This window comes from Methylobacterium sp. BI1 (assembly GCF_056680125.1).
Window position 1 is genome coordinate 5074684 of record NZ_CM155267.1, and the last position, 13882, is coordinate 5088565.

Sequence of the window (13882 nt, forward strand, 5' to 3'; positions counted from 1 at the left end):
TGAGATCGAGATCCCATATTGGGTTCAGACAGTTGAAACGAACCACATAACCCGGTTCGTACTGTATAGGAGCCAGTTAGCCTCAATGAAGACCCGTATCGCCGCCCTCGCCGCCGCTCTCGTCCTCGGCGTTGCTCCGATCTCGTCCGCTATGGCTTTCGAAAGGCCGTCCCGTTACACCGCTTTCTCGCCCTACGACGTCGAAACGACCGGTTCACTGGAGTTCCGTAGCGTTGCCCCCTTGCGAAACCCCTATAGCTGCCCGATGAGCTCGGCCGCCGAGGGCAACGCCAACCAGCAGAACTTCCCCACCCAGCAGTACGGCCAGACCTCCGGCGGAAACCGCTGCTGATCGGACCCGCAACGGAGACCCCCATGCTGCTGAAAGGCTTCTCCTACGCCATGGTCGCCGCCTTCGCCGGTGGCCTCGTCTTCACCATCGTCGGATCGGCCCAGGCTTTCCTCAACCTGTAGCCCAGCCACCACCGACCAGAGCCCACACCGACCCGCCCGGCCCACGCCGCGGCGGGTCGCGTCGTGGATTTGGGCCGCGCCCGCCTACCGGTGCTCGCCACCCGGTCTCCCGGAGGCTATAGCCGTGTAACGTGCATCAGCGCGTTCCCGCTCGCGGACCGGCGCCCCCTTCGGCTGCCGAGGCCGTCCGTGTCCGCCCGTTCCTCTCATCGCCCGAGCTGATGCCGCCGCAACTCCTCCTTGCCATCGCCGCGATCCTCCCCTTCCTCGGCAGCGCGGCGGTGATCGGCCTTCCCGCACAGGCCCGCAACGCCGCCGCGATCCTGGCCGGGTCGATCCTGGTGGTGTGCCTCGCCTGCATCGGGCTTCTCTACCCGGCGGTATCCGCGAACGGCAGCAGCGTCGTCTGGGCGGCGGACTGGCTTCCGACCCTCGGCGTCCAGGTCGTCCTGCGGCTCGACGGCCTGGCCTGGCTGTTCGCGGTCCTGGTCCTCGGGATCGGCGCGCTCGTCGTCCTCTACGCGCGCTACTACATGGCGGCCGAAGATCCGGTGCCGCGCCTCTTCAGCTATCTCCTCGCCTTCGTCGGCGCGATGCTGGGCATCGTGCTCTCGGGCAATCTGATCCAGCTGGTCGTGTTCTGGGAACTGACCAGCATCGTGTCCTTCCTGCTGATCGGCTACTGGACCGACAACGCCTCCGCCCGCGACGGGTCCCGGATGGCCCTCACCATCACGGCGGCCGGCGGCCTCTGCCTCTTCGTCGGCATGGTGCTGCTCGGGCGGATCGTCGGGAGCTACGACCTCGCGGTGGTCCTGGCCTCGGGCGATGCGATCCGGTCCAGCCCGCTCTACCTCCCGGCCCTGGTGCTGGTGCTCGCGGGTGCCCTCACCAAGTCGGCGCAGTTCCCCTTCCACATCTGGCTGCCGCGCGCGATGGCGGCCCCGACGCCGATCAGCGCCTACCTGCATTCGGCCACGATGGTGAAGGCGGGCATCTTCCTGATGATCCGGTTCTGGCCCGTGCTGGCCGGTACCGAGAGCTGGTACTGGATCGTCGGCACCGCCGGCATGGCGACGATGCTGGTGGGCGCGTGGAGCGCGATTTTCCAGCACGACCTCAAGGGGCTGCTCGCCTACTCGACGATCAGCCATCTCGGGCTGATCACCCTCCTACTCGGCCTCGACTCGCCCCTCGCCGTCGTGGCGGCGATCTTCCACACCGTGAACCACGCGACCTTCAAGGCCTCGCTCTTCATGGCGGCCGGGATCATCGACCACGAGACGGGCACGCGGGACATGCGCCGCCTCAGCGGCCTGTGGCGGGCGATGCCCTATACGGCGACGCTGGCCATGGTGGCCGCCGCCGCGATGGCGGGCGTGCCCCTCCTCAACGGCTTCCTCTCGAAGGAGATGTTCCTGGCCGAGGCGGTCGACAACGCCGGCGAGCACTGGCTCAACCTCGCCCTGCCGGTCCTGGCGACCCTCGCGAGCGCCTTCACCATGCTCTACTCGGTGCGCTTCATCCGGCAGACCTTCTTCGGCCCCGCCCCCCACGACCTGCCGCACGCCCCCCACGAGCCGGTCCGGTGGATGCGCATCCCGATCGAGCTGCTGGTCCTGGTCTGCATCGCCATCGGCCTCGTGCCGAACCTCACCATCGGGCCCGCCCTCGCGGGCGCGGTCCGGTCGGTCCTCGGCGTGCGGACGCCGGACTACGACCTCGCCATCTGGCACGGCTTCAACGCGCCCCTGGCCCTGAGCGTCGTGGCGCTCGTCGGAGGCGTCGCGCTCTACGCGGTGTTCGGGCGGCGGATCAACGCCAATCCCCGTGGCGGGCCCTGGCTGATGGACCGGCTCGACGGCGGCTGGCTGTTCGAGCGGGCGATGACCGGCCTCGTGACCGGGGCCCGCCGGCTTGAGGGGTACCTGGGCAGCGAGCGCCTCCAGGTGCAGTTGCGCATCCTCTTCCTGACCGTGCTCCTGGCCGCCATGCTGGCGGGGGCCGGGCGGGGGCTCGATCTGTTCGCGCCGGGCAAGAGCACGGCGTTCGACCCCGCCTTCGCACTGATGTGGCTGGTGGGCGCGGCCTGCGCCGTCGGCGCGGCGGAACGGGCCAAGTACCACCGCCTGTCCGCCGCGATCTTCGTCGGCGGCGCGGGGCTGGTGAGCAGCCTGACCTTCCTCTGGCTCTCGGCCCCCGACCTCGCGGTCACGCAGATCCTGGTGGAGATCGTCACCACGGTGATGCTCCTCCTGGGCTTGCGCTGGCTGCCCAAGCGCGACGCGGCGATCCAGGCGCCGGCCTCCGAGGCGGCGCGGGCCCGGCGGCGGCGCATCGTCGACCTCTGCATCGCGGCCTTCGCCGGGCTCGGCCTCGCCGGCCTGTCCTACGCGGTGATGACCCGGCCGGCGGTCGACGGCATCGCGCGCTGGTTCGTGGAGGAGGCCTACCCGAAGGCGGGCGGGCGCAACGTGGTCAACGTCCTGCTGGTCGATTTCCGCGCGTTCGACACGCTCGGCGAGATCTGCGTGCTCGGCATCGTCGGCCTCACGGTGTTCGCGCTCCTGCGCCGCTTCCGCCCCGCCTCGGACAGCCTGGAGCGTCCCAAGCAGCAAGTCAGCCACGACGCCTACGACGCGTCGCGGGCCGGGCGCAGTCCCGGCGACACTGCCGCCGATGCCCTGCTCGTGCCTCGGGTGGTGATGACCTGGCTGTTCCCCTTCATCGTCCTGCTCGCCCTGCACCTGTTCCTGCGGGGACACGACCTGCCCGGCGGCGGCTTCGCGGGCGGCATCGCGCTCACCATCGCCTTCGTGCTGCAATACATGGCCCAGGGGGCCGAGTGGGTTGAGGCGCGCCTGCGTATCCGGCCGATCGCATGGATCGGCGTCGGCCTGCTGGTCGCCGTCCTGGCCGGCGCGGGGTCGTGGCTGTTCGGTCGGCCGTTCCTCACCGCCTACTTCGCCTACTGGGAGCCGCCGCTGCTCGGAAAGGTGCCGGTCGCGAGCGCGCTGGTGTTCGACCTCGGGATCATGGTCCTGGTGGTGGGGGCGAGCGCGCTGATGCTCGTCGCCCTGGCGCACCAGTCCGTGCGCCGGACGCGGGCGGCCGAAGCCGAGGCGGAGCGCACCGCCGAGAGGGAGCCGGCCTGATGGAGCTCGTCCTGTCCCTGGGAATCGGCGTCTTCGCCGCCTCCGGCATCTGGCTGATGCTGCGCCCGCGCACCTTCCAGGTCGCCCTCGGCATCTCGCTCCTGAGCTACGCCGTGAATCTCTTCATCTTCGCCATGGGGCGGCTGACGGTCGGGGCGCCGCCCGTGCTCGGCGCCGGCGCCGAGGTGGTCTCCGTCGACGATCCGGTTCCCCAGGCCCTGGTCCTCACCGCCCTGGTGATCGGCTTCGCGCTGACCGCGCTCTTCCTCGTCGTCCTGCTGGCTGCCCGCGGCATCACCGGCAGCGACCACGTGGATGGCCGCGAGCCCTCCCAGGCCGAGCCGCAGCCCGGGACTCCGCACCCGTGATGCGTTTTCCCAGCATGATGCACGCCCCCCTGATGATCCGTTGCCGATGACCCCCTCCGTCCTGACCGCCACCGCCGAGACCGCTTGGTCGGACCACCTCGTGGTGCTGCCGATCGTGCTGCCGATCGCCGTGGCCGGGGTGATGTTCCTGCTGGACGAGCGGCGGCGCCGGCTGAAATCGGGGCTCAGCCTCGTCACGATGGTCCTCCTCCTCGGCATCGCCCTGGTGCTGGCCCTGCGCGCCGATGCGGCGGCCCAGGTCTATCGCCTCGGCAACTGGGACGCCCCCTACGGCATCGTCCTGGTAGCCGACCGGCTCTCGGCGCTGATGCTGGTGCTGGCGAGCGTGCTCGGTCTCTGCGCCCTCGTCTTCTCCTTCGCCCGCTGGGGCCGGGCGGGCCCCCGCTTCCACGGCCTGTTCCTGCTGCTCCTGATGGGCGTCAACGGGGCGTTCCTCACCGGCGACCTGTTCAACCTGTTCGTCTTCTTCGAGGTAATGCTGGCCGCCTCCTACGGCCTCGTCCTGCACGGCTCGGGCGAGACGCGGATCCGGGCCGGCCTCGGCTACATCGCCGTGAACCTCGTCGCCTCGCTGTTCTTCCTCGTGGGCGTCAGCCTGATCTACGGAACCATGGGGACGCTCAACATGGCGGACCTCGCCCGGCGGCTCGCGGCGCCGGCGGCCTCAGAACCGGCCCTGTTCGAGATCGGCTGCGCCGTGCTCGGCATCGCCTTTCTGATCAAGTGCAGCGCCTGGCCCCTCGGCTTCTGGCTGCCGACCACCTACGCGGCGGCGAGCGCGCCCGCGGCCGCGATCCTGGCGATCCTCAGCAAGGTCGGCATCTACGTGGTGATCCGGCTGAGCCTGCTCCTGTTCGGTCCTGGCCTGTCCGCCGGCTTCGGCCAGACCTGGATCCTGGCGGCCGGGCTCGCGACCATGGCCTACGGCACCATCGGGATCCTGGCCGCGCGCGAGATCACCCGGGCGGCGGGCTACGCCGTCATGATCTCGTCCGGCACGATGCTGGCGGTCCTGGGCAGCGGCAGCGCCGCGGCGCTCTCGGGCGCCCTGTACTACCTCGTCGGATCGACCCTGGCCGCCGGGGCCCTGTTCCTCCTGGCCGAGATCCTGCAGCGCGGCCGCGCTCCGGGGCAGGCCCAGCAGGCGGTCTTCGCCGACGAGTACCGCGACCCCTTCGACGACGCCGACGCGATCGAGATCGGCCGGACGTTTCCGGCGGCGGTCGCGATCCTGGGCAGCGGCTTTCTCCTCTGTACGCTGATGCTCGCCGGCATCCCGCCGCTGGCCGGTTTCGTCGGCAAGCTCGCGATGTTCACCGGGTTGGCCACCGGGCCGATCAGCGCCTCGGCCTGGTGGCTGATCGGCGCCCTGACGCTCTCCAGCTTCGGGACCCTGGCGCCGCTCGTGCGGCTCGGCATCCAGTATCTCTGGGTTCCGAGCGACGACCCGCCGCCGGTCCTGCGCCCGTCCGAATTCCTGGCGCTCGCCGGATTGCTCGCCGCCTGCCTGGCCCTCGCCCTCTGGGGCGGTCCGGCCCTCGCCTATGCGGACGCCACCGTCCAATGGCTGGCCCAACCGCAGGATTACGTCCGCGCCGTCCTCGGCGCCGCGCGGGGAGGCGCGGGCGCATGAGCCGGTTCCTGCCCTACCCGCTGCTGACGGTCGGCCTTACCCTGACCTGGCTGCTGCTGAACGCACCGCTGACCCCCGGCAGCGTCGTTCTGGCGCTCCTCGTCGGGCTGTCGGTCCCCGCCGTGATGCGGGCGCTGCAGCCCCGCGCCGTGCACGTGCGCGCGCCGGGCACCCTCGCGCGCCTCGCGGTCGTCGTCCTCTACGACATGGTCCGGTCGAACATCGACGTCGCCCGGATCATCCTCGGCCTGCGCAGCGGAGAGCGGCGCACCGGCTTCGTGTCGATTCCCCTGGACCTGCGCGAGCCCTTCGGCATCACGGTCCTGTCGATCATCCTCACCGGCACCCCCGGCACGCTGTGGGTGCAGTACGATTCGCAGACCGGCTGCCTGCTCCTGCACGTGCTCGACTACACGGGCGGCGACGAATGGGTGCGGCGGGTGAAGGACCGCTACGAGCGTCCCCTGATGGAGGTCTTCGCATGAGCGCCACGACGGTTCTCGACTGGGGGCTCGGCCTCGCCCAGGGCATGCTGGTGCTGGCCATGGCACTCGCCGCGTGGCGGATGCTGCGCGGTCCGCGCGCGCAGGACCGCATCCTCGGGCTCGACACCCTCTACCTCAACGGCATGCTGGCGATCGTGGTCCACGGCATGCGCACCGGCAGCGGCCTCTATTTCGAGGCGGCCCTGATCCTCGGCATGATCGGCTTCACCGCCACCGTGGCGCTGGCCAAGTTCCTGATGCAGGGCGAGGTGATCCAGTGAGCGGCGCGGAGTTGCCGCTCTGGGCCGCCTGGCTGGTCGTCGGGCTGGCGATCGTCGGCGCCGCCTTCTCGCTGACCGGAGCCCTCGGCCTCATCCGCCTGCGGACCTTCTACGAACGCGTCCACGCGCCGACGCTCGGGGCGACGCTGGGCATGGCCCTGATCCTCATCAGTTCCATGCTGCTGCTCTCGCTGATCGAGGGCCGGCTCGTCCTGCGCGACGGCCTGATCGGTGTCTTCCTGACCGTCTCGACGCCCGTCACGCTCCTGCTCCTCGCACGAGCGGCCGCTCATCGCGACCGGCACGAGGGCACGCCCGACGCACCGCCGGAGATCTGACACCCGCCCCGGCCAAAACGAGCGGCCGGCCGGTTCCGTCTCGGAAGCCCGGCAGGCCCGGGTGACGGTCCTGCCGCCCGAGGCGGGGCGCGTCGTTCAGGATCCGTGGTCCGGGTCAGAGCTCCCATCCGGCGTGAGGGTCGTGGACCGCCACGTAGTTCAGGACGGCCCGTGCGAGGCACGTCATGTTCTCCGCGGCCACGTGGAGCCGGGGTACCATCGGATCGTCTACCGGCAGCGCGGCGACCAGGAGGACGAGGGTGTCCTGAAGGCCCTGCAGCGAGCGCGTGATCGACGCGGAGGCGCTGCTGAGCCCATGGCCGGCCCCGCCGGCATCGGGACCCGCCACGCCACCGCTTTCCCCCGCCTGACCGACGCGGCGGACCGCCCGGGCGGGCCGGTCGATCGGGAAGCGGGGGTTCTCGCTCATGACCGGCTCACGCCGCCCGGATCTTGGCGAGGAAGCGGGAGACCTCGCCGTCGAGGTGCTCGGACTGGCGCGACAGGTCGGAGGCGGCGGTGAGGACCTGCGTCGCCGCCGCTCCGGTCTCCTCGGCCGCCCGGGCGACACCGGACACGTTGCTGGTGACCTCGCCGGTGCCGGTAGCGGCCTCGGTCACGTTGCGAACGATTTCCTGGGTCGCCGCCCCCTGCTGCTGCACGGCAGCCGCGATGGACCCCGCGACCGCATTGATCTCCGCGATGCGCCGGCGGATGCCCTCGATGGCACTGACGGCGCCGCCCGTCGCCCCCTGGATCCGCCCGATCTGCCCGGTGATCTCATCCGTCGCCCGGGCGGTCTGGTTGGCGAGTTCCTTGACCTCGGCGGCGACCACCGCGAAGCCGCGACCGGCCTCGCCGGCCCGCGCCGCCTCGATGGTGGCATTCAGGGCCAGGAGGTTGGTCTGGCTCGCGATGGCCGAGATCATGGCGACGACGTCGCCGATCTTGCGCACCGCCTCGCTGAGCTCCTGAACCAGGGTCGCGGTCTGTTCCGCCTCGGCCACGGCCTGGCCCGCCAGGTCCTCGGAGCCCGCGACCTGCCGGCTGATCTCGTCGACCGAAGCCCCGAGCTCCTCCGCGGCCGCCGCGACGGTGCCCACATTGGCGGCCGCCTGGCTCGCGGCGGCGGCCACGGCGGTCGATTGCTGCGCGGTCTCGGCCGCGATGCCCGACATGCTGGAAGCGGTCGCCTGCAGCTCGGTCGCCGCGGAGGCGACGGAGGCCAGGACGGCGCCCACCGTCTGCTCGAAGGCGTCGGCCAGTTGCACGAGGTCGGCCTTGTGGCGGGCCTCGGCCTCGACCCGCTCGCGTGCGGAGGCTTCCTCGAGGCGGCGGACCTGTTCCCGCTGCTCGACCTGCGCCGTCACGTCGATGGCGAACTTGGAGATCTGCACGGGCCGTCCGTCGGCATCGAGCACCGGGTTGTAGCTGGCCTCGATCCAGACCTCGCGTCCCCCCTTGCCGATGCGGCGGAACTGTCCGGCCTGATACTCGCCGCGGCGCAGGGCTTCCCAGAACCGGGCATACTCGGTAGTCGCGCGATGCTCGGCGTCGACGAACATGCTGTGATGCTGACCGACGACTTCGGCCGCCGCATAGCCCACGGCGGCGAGGAAATTGGCATTCGCTTCGAGCACGCGGCCGTCGAGGTCGAAGCTGATCACCGCCTGCGACTTGCGGATGGCGTCGACCTGCCCGCGAAGCGCGTTGGTCTCGACCGTCTGGGCCGTGATGTCGGTGGCGTACTTCACCACCCGCGTGACCTGACCGGCGCCGTCGCGGATCGGATTGTACGAGCCCTTGATCCAGACGGCCTTGCCGTTCTTGGCGACGCGCTTGAACTCGGCGACCTCGGGACGCCCGGCGCGCAGGCCGTCCCAGAAGGCGGTGTAGGCGCGGCTGTCCCGGTAGGCCGCCTCCACGAAGAGGCTGTGATGGCGTCCCCGGACCTCGTCGAGGGTGTAGCCCATGACATCCAGGAAGGGCGCGTTGGCCGACACGATGGTGCCGTCCGGGGTGAACTCGATCACGGCTTGGGATGCCTCGATCGCGGCGAGGCGCCGGGCCTGGTCCTCGCGCTCCAGGCGGGGGGCGGCGTCGGTCCATTCGAGGGCGTAACCCGCGATCGTGTGGCCATCCATCAGCGGCGTGACGGCGACGTCGAAGGGTCGGCCGCCGAGGCGGACCAGGACGTCGTTCCGCTGGCGGGCGCCGGGAGCGACGACGGACTGGCCAGCCAAGTCGCGGCAGAGGTCATCGAGGGGGCGACCGGCAAGGTCGATTCCGCTCGGCCCGAGCAAGTCTTGCATCGCAGGATTCATCGTCCTGACGATCGACAGCGCGTCGAGCCCAAGAACCGGCGTACGCAGGCTGCCAAACATTGCAGCGCCAGACCGCGATTTACGTGACGCTCCCATGAAATCGAACATCGGATATTTTTCCCCTTTGTGCAGACATGTTGCCCGGATCTTCGCGATGACCGGCCTAAGACCTCACGCCATTGTGAGACTTCACCGCTTGACGATATCTGAATCAAATATTCAGAGCGGCGCGCGAAACCTGTCTTTTCGATGCGCAGAGACCGGACAGGACAATTTTGTTTCTGCGCGATCGGCGTTCGTGATGGGTTTTCCGCCATCTCCGAGGTTTGCTAAGCGGCTCACCCACGCGGAGGGGTAATGGTCCGCCTCGGGCCTCAAACGATCGCCAGCGCGGTCCGCATCCACGCCTGATCCAGTGCCTGAGCGTGCACCGGCGAGGACGTCGCCTCGATGCGATCAATCAGGGCCATCACCTCGGACGCCGGCCGCGCGGGGCTGTAGAGGAAGCCCTGTGCGACGTCGCAGCGCTTGGCGCGCAGGACGTCGAGCTGCGCCTGGGTCTCCACGCCCTCGACCGTCACGTTCATGGACAGCGCGCGCGCCATCCGGGCGATCGCCTCGACGACGGCGACCTTTTCGGGCCGCCCCTGAAGGTCGCGCACGAAGGAGCGGTCGACCTTCACCTTGTCGAACGGGAATTCCGTGAGGTAGCTCAGGCTGGAATAGCCCGTGCCGAAATCGTCGAGGGCGATGCGCACCCCCTGGTGACGCAACCGCTTCAGGTTCTCCAAAACCTCGTCGCCGTGGTCGAGCAGAACCGATTCCGTGATCTCGATCTCCAGGCGTTCGGGCGCGAGCCCCGTCTCCCGCAGGATGGCGGCGACCTCTTCATGGAAGGTCGGCATGCGCACGTGGATGGAGGAGATATTCACCGCGACGCAGAGGTCCGGCCACCGGCGCGCGTCGGTGCAGGCGCGGCGCAGGGCCCATCCGCCGATCTCGACGATGAAGCCGGTGGCTTCCGCGATGGGGATGATCTCGCCCGGCGAGATCCAGCCGTGCCCGGGCTTGTCCCAGCGCAGGAGCGCCTCGAAACCGGTGACGCGCCCGCTGCGCATGTCGACCAGCGGCTGGTAGTGCAGCTCCATCTGGTCGGCGGCCAGCGCCGCGCGCATGTCCGTGTCCAGCTGACGCTGACGATGGGCGCGTTCCTCGAGCGACGGGTCGAAGCTGTGCCAGCGCCCCTTCCCGGCCGATTTGGCGCTGTAGAGCGCGAGGTCGGCCCGGGACAGGAGGCTCGACGGATCGATCGCATCGTCCGGCACGGAGGCGATGCCGACGCTCACGCCGATCTCCACATGCGCCGCATCGATCCGGAAGGGCTGCCGCAGGGCGGAGACGAGGCCCTTGGCCAGCGTCTCCGCCGCAGCCTTGTCGGCCCGGCGGGCGACAACCGCGAACTCGTCGCCGCCGAGGCGGTACGCGGTAGCCTCCGACCCGCAGAGGTCTCTCAGGCGCAGGGCGACCTTCCCGAGGAGGCGGTCACCGATGAGATGGCCGCGCCCGTCGTTCACCGCCTTGAACCCGTCGAGATCGAGATAGAGCAGCACGCCCCGGCCCGCCCCCGATGAGGCCGCGCTGCAGAGGTCTTCGAGGGCCGCCTGGAACGCCGCCCGGTTGGGCAAGCCCGTCAGGGTGTCGTGGCCGGCGAGGAAGGCGACGCGCGCCTGCGCCTCGCGGCTGGCCGTCACGTCCGATCCCACGCCGCGATATCCGACGAAGGTCCCGAGGGCGTCGAAGACGGGCCGGCCGTTGAGGGTCAGCCAGCGCCCGCCCGCCGGCGTCCGGAGCCGGACCGTGTGATCGCGGAAGGGACTCCGCGCCGCGATGGCGGTCAGGACGGCATCGATACCCGTCGCGCCCCCGGCCTCGTCGGCGAAGTCCTTCAGGACCGTTTGGAACGTGCGGTGACGCAGGGCGATCGGATCGACGCCCAGCAGGGCCGCGATCGGCTCGAGCGACGGCCTCAGGCGGCCGACGGCATCGATCTCCCACAGCCAGTCGCTCGTCCCCTCGGCGAAGTCCTTGAGCAGGAGCTCGATCGTCTCGCTCTGCGCCTGGACGACGACCCGGTCCCGGATACGCTGATAGGCATGCCGAGACAGGCGGCGCGCGCTCACGAAGACGAAGGTCGCATAGAGGGTCAGCAGCAGGGCGACGTCCTGGCCGACCGGCCCCTCGCACCCTGCCAGGCCGACGAAGATGCCGGCGACCACCGGGGCCACCGCCAGAACGGCGAGGGAGAAGACGGGGCCGGCGACGTAGGCGTGCGAGATCAGGGCGGCGCAGACGGCCCCGACGACGACCCGATAGGCATTGTCGAGGGTCGGAAGCAGGACAGCCGGCATCGTCGCCCAGGCGAGCCCGCGCCCGAGGGCGAGCAGGCAGAGCGCCCGGAAGGCCTCGCGGGTGGAGGGGCAGGACGCGTCCCCGCCGATGCCGTCCCGATAGAAGCGCGTGGCGATGATGGCGGCACCGCAGAGCGTCGTCACCGCCGCGGCCAAAACCGCCAGGTAGGTCTTCGAGGCGATGTCCCAGAAGATGGCCGCCAGCGCCAGCGCCACGGCCGCCTGGGTGAAGGCGGAATAGCGGCCGAGCTGCAGCGTCTCGCCGAGCATCGCTGCGCGCACCGCGGCACTCAACCGTGCTTCCTCCTGGGACGGGGAGGCCTGTGCATCGGCCTGCCCCGGAGCGGTCTCGCCGCGGTCCGCGCCGATATCGCCGTTCGCGTTTGCCGGCGCGCGGGTGATGCGACCCTCGTCCAGGACCGCGCCGCGGTCCCGGGTTCCGTCCCCTCGGACGGGCAGGTTGGGTTTTTCGGAGGCGGGCGGCATCAGGCGGCCATGCTGCGAGAGGCTTCGCGGACCTGCCGGGTCGCGGCGTCGACCTCGCGGGCGGAGACTGCGATCAGACTCACGTTCTGGCTGATCTCGGTGACGGCACCGGTCATCGCCTGCATGTTGGCCGACATCTCCTGCGCCACCGCGGCCTGCTGCGCGACGGCGGTCGAGATGGAGGCCGAGATGTCGTTCACCTGCCCGATGGTCTCGCCGATGCGGCCGATGGCGGTGGCGGCCTCGCGGGCGGCGGATTGCGTGCCGGTGATCTGACTTCCGATACTCTGGGTCGCCTTCGCCGTTTGGGCGGCCAGGCTCTTCACCTCGGCGGCGACGACGGCGAAGCCCCGCCCCGATTCCCCGGCCCGGGCCGCCTCGATGGTGGCGTTCAGCGCCAAGAGGTTGGTCTGGCGGGCGATGTCGTCGATGAGGTCGATGACCTCGCCGATGGACTGGGCCGCCGTCGCCAGGCCGGCCATCACGGTCGAGGTGGCCTCCGCCTGCTCGACCGCGCGCCCGGTGACCTGCAGGGCGCGATGGACCTGCTTGCTGATCTCGCCGACCGATGCCGCAAGCTCCTCGGCGCCCGCGGCGACGCTCTGTGTGTTGCCCGATGCCTGTTCGGCGGCGCTCGCGGCGCCCATGGCCTGGTCGGAAGCCCGCGACACGGAGGCGGCGACGCCGTCGAGGTCGCGGTCGATGGCACGCTGGAGCGCGGTCCGCCGTTGCCGCTCGATGACCGAGGCGGTGATGTCGGTGGCGAACTTCACGACCTTCACGAGGCGGTCGGAGGCATCGCGCACCGGGTTGTAGGTGGCCTGGATCCAGACCTCCCGGCCGCCCTTGGCGATGCGCTTGAACTCCGCCTGCTGGTATTCGCCGCGCCGCAGAGCATCCCAGAATGCGCCGTAGGCGGCTCCGGTCCGTTCGCCCGCCTCGACGAACATCGCGTGGTGCTGGCCCGTCACCTCGTCGGCTTGGTAGCCGACAAGGGCGAGGAAGTTGGCGTTGGCGGTGAGAACGGTGCCGTCGAGATGGAACTCGATGATGCCCTGAGACCGGTCGAGGGCGTTCAGCTTACCCTCGAAATCGGCGTTGCGCCGCTTCTGGGCCGTGATGTCGGTGGCGCACTTGAACACGCCGTAGGGCCGGCCGTTGCGACCGACGAGCGGATTGTAGCTCGCCTGGATCCAGACTTCGCGACCGCCTTTGCCGATCCGCTTGTACTCCGCGGCCTGGTACTCGCCCCGGCGCAGGGCCTCCCAGAACTGGCGGTAAGCGACGCCATCCCGTTCGGAGGGCTCGACGAACATCGCATGGTGCTGACCGCGGATCTCCTCCAGGCGATAACCCAGCGCGTCGAGGAAGTTCTGGTTGGCTGTGACGACCCGGCCGTCGAGGTCGAACTCGATCAACGCTTGGGATGCGTCGAGCGCGCTCAGCTTCGATTTCAGTTCACCGCCATCCCAGAACATCGTCATTCCCCTGCAACGGACAGGTTGCCGTTGTTGGGGCAGATTAGGCACGCGGGCATAACGCAAGCGCAGCCGAATTCTCGAAACTCGGGGGTATCTACGGATTTTCGCGTCGATTTTTCTGTCATCCTCTCCCGAATGCGCGAGCGACGCACCACGCTGACACGAAGTCTGTCACCTCAGTCGTCGGACGCTGCCGATGAGCCGGCATTCGTTACCAGGGTGTTTCCTCTGGTCTTCGAATGGCCGCGCACGTGATTGAGCGGCAAGGCGCAAGACGATCGTTAGTTTTCGTACCTGTTTTCGTCCCGCCGGAGACGTCGATGCGCATGTCGTTGGACGTGGTACGCCACCTGTTGCCCAGCCAGGGGGTTCGATCAGGGCCGGAATGCCGGGCCAAGTGTCTTTTCATCGATTTGTAAGCCACTTCG

At 69.8% G+C, this 13882-nt stretch carries 11 protein-coding genes; 7 read left to right on the forward strand and 4 right to left on the reverse strand.

The window, feature by feature from the left end; translation table 11 throughout:
- Positions 1-85: 85 nt before the first annotated feature.
- From AC1MGR_RS24085 to mnhG, 7 genes are all read left to right on the forward strand, one after another.
- Positions 86-352, forward strand: coding sequence for a hypothetical protein (locus AC1MGR_RS24085; protein WP_480233173.1), 267 nt, complete (start codon positions 86-88; stop codon positions 350-352).
- A 343-nt stretch (positions 353-695) separates the two neighbouring features.
- Entirely contained in the window at positions 696-3629 is a 2934-nt protein-coding gene (locus AC1MGR_RS24090) for a monovalent cation/H+ antiporter subunit A (RefSeq protein ID WP_480233205.1), read from the forward strand.
- Positions 3629-3997 (forward strand): Na+/H+ antiporter subunit C, encoded by a 369-nt coding sequence (locus AC1MGR_RS24095; RefSeq protein ID WP_108037798.1) that lies wholly within the window; start codon positions 3629-3631, stop codon positions 3995-3997. Before AC1MGR_RS24090 ends, AC1MGR_RS24095 begins: the two co-directional genes overlap by 1 nt.
- Positions 3998-4043: 46 nt before the next feature.
- Positions 4044-5651, forward strand: coding sequence for a monovalent cation/H+ antiporter subunit D (locus AC1MGR_RS24100; RefSeq protein ID WP_480233206.1), 1608 nt, complete (start codon positions 4044-4046; stop codon positions 5649-5651).
- Complete coding sequence (locus AC1MGR_RS24105) at positions 5648-6136, forward strand: Na+/H+ antiporter subunit E (protein ID WP_108037794.1); 489 nt, start codon at positions 5648-5650, stop codon at positions 6134-6136. The genes AC1MGR_RS24100 and AC1MGR_RS24105 overlap by 4 nt, the downstream gene beginning before the upstream one ends.
- Positions 6133-6417 carry a K+/H+ antiporter subunit F gene (locus AC1MGR_RS24110; RefSeq protein WP_055957555.1) on the forward strand — a complete coding sequence of 95 codons (285 nt, stop codon included), beginning with the start codon at positions 6133-6135 and terminating at the stop codon, positions 6415-6417. Before AC1MGR_RS24105 ends, AC1MGR_RS24110 begins: the two co-directional genes overlap by 4 nt.
- On the forward strand, positions 6414-6755 hold the full coding sequence (gene mnhG, locus AC1MGR_RS24115; RefSeq protein ID WP_480233207.1) for a monovalent cation/H(+) antiporter subunit G: 342 nt from the start codon (positions 6414-6416) through the stop codon (positions 6753-6755). Before AC1MGR_RS24110 ends, mnhG begins: the two co-directional genes overlap by 4 nt.
- A 115-nt stretch (positions 6756-6870) precedes the next feature.
- On the opposite strand, the gene AC1MGR_RS24120 is transcribed toward mnhG, so the two are convergent.
- The 4 genes from AC1MGR_RS24120 to AC1MGR_RS24135 form a co-directional block, all read right to left on the reverse strand.
- Positions 6871-7185, reverse strand: coding sequence for a hypothetical protein (locus tag AC1MGR_RS24120; protein WP_480233208.1), 315 nt, complete (start codon positions 7183-7185; stop codon positions 6871-6873).
- Positions 7186-7192: 7 nt separating this feature from the next.
- Positions 7193-9067, reverse strand: a complete 1875-nt coding sequence (locus AC1MGR_RS24125) for a methyl-accepting chemotaxis protein (RefSeq protein ID WP_480233209.1) — start codon at positions 9065-9067, stop codon at positions 7193-7195.
- 386 nt (positions 9068-9453) lie between these two features.
- Positions 9454-11781 (reverse strand): putative bifunctional diguanylate cyclase/phosphodiesterase, encoded by a 2328-nt coding sequence (locus tag AC1MGR_RS24130; RefSeq protein ID WP_480233210.1) that lies wholly within the window; start codon positions 11779-11781, stop codon positions 9454-9456.
- A gap of 191 nt (positions 11782-11972) precedes the next feature.
- Entirely contained in the window at positions 11973-13457 is a 1485-nt protein-coding gene (locus AC1MGR_RS24135; RefSeq protein WP_480233211.1) for a methyl-accepting chemotaxis protein, read from the reverse strand.
- Between the last annotated feature and the right edge of the window lie 425 nt (positions 13458-13882).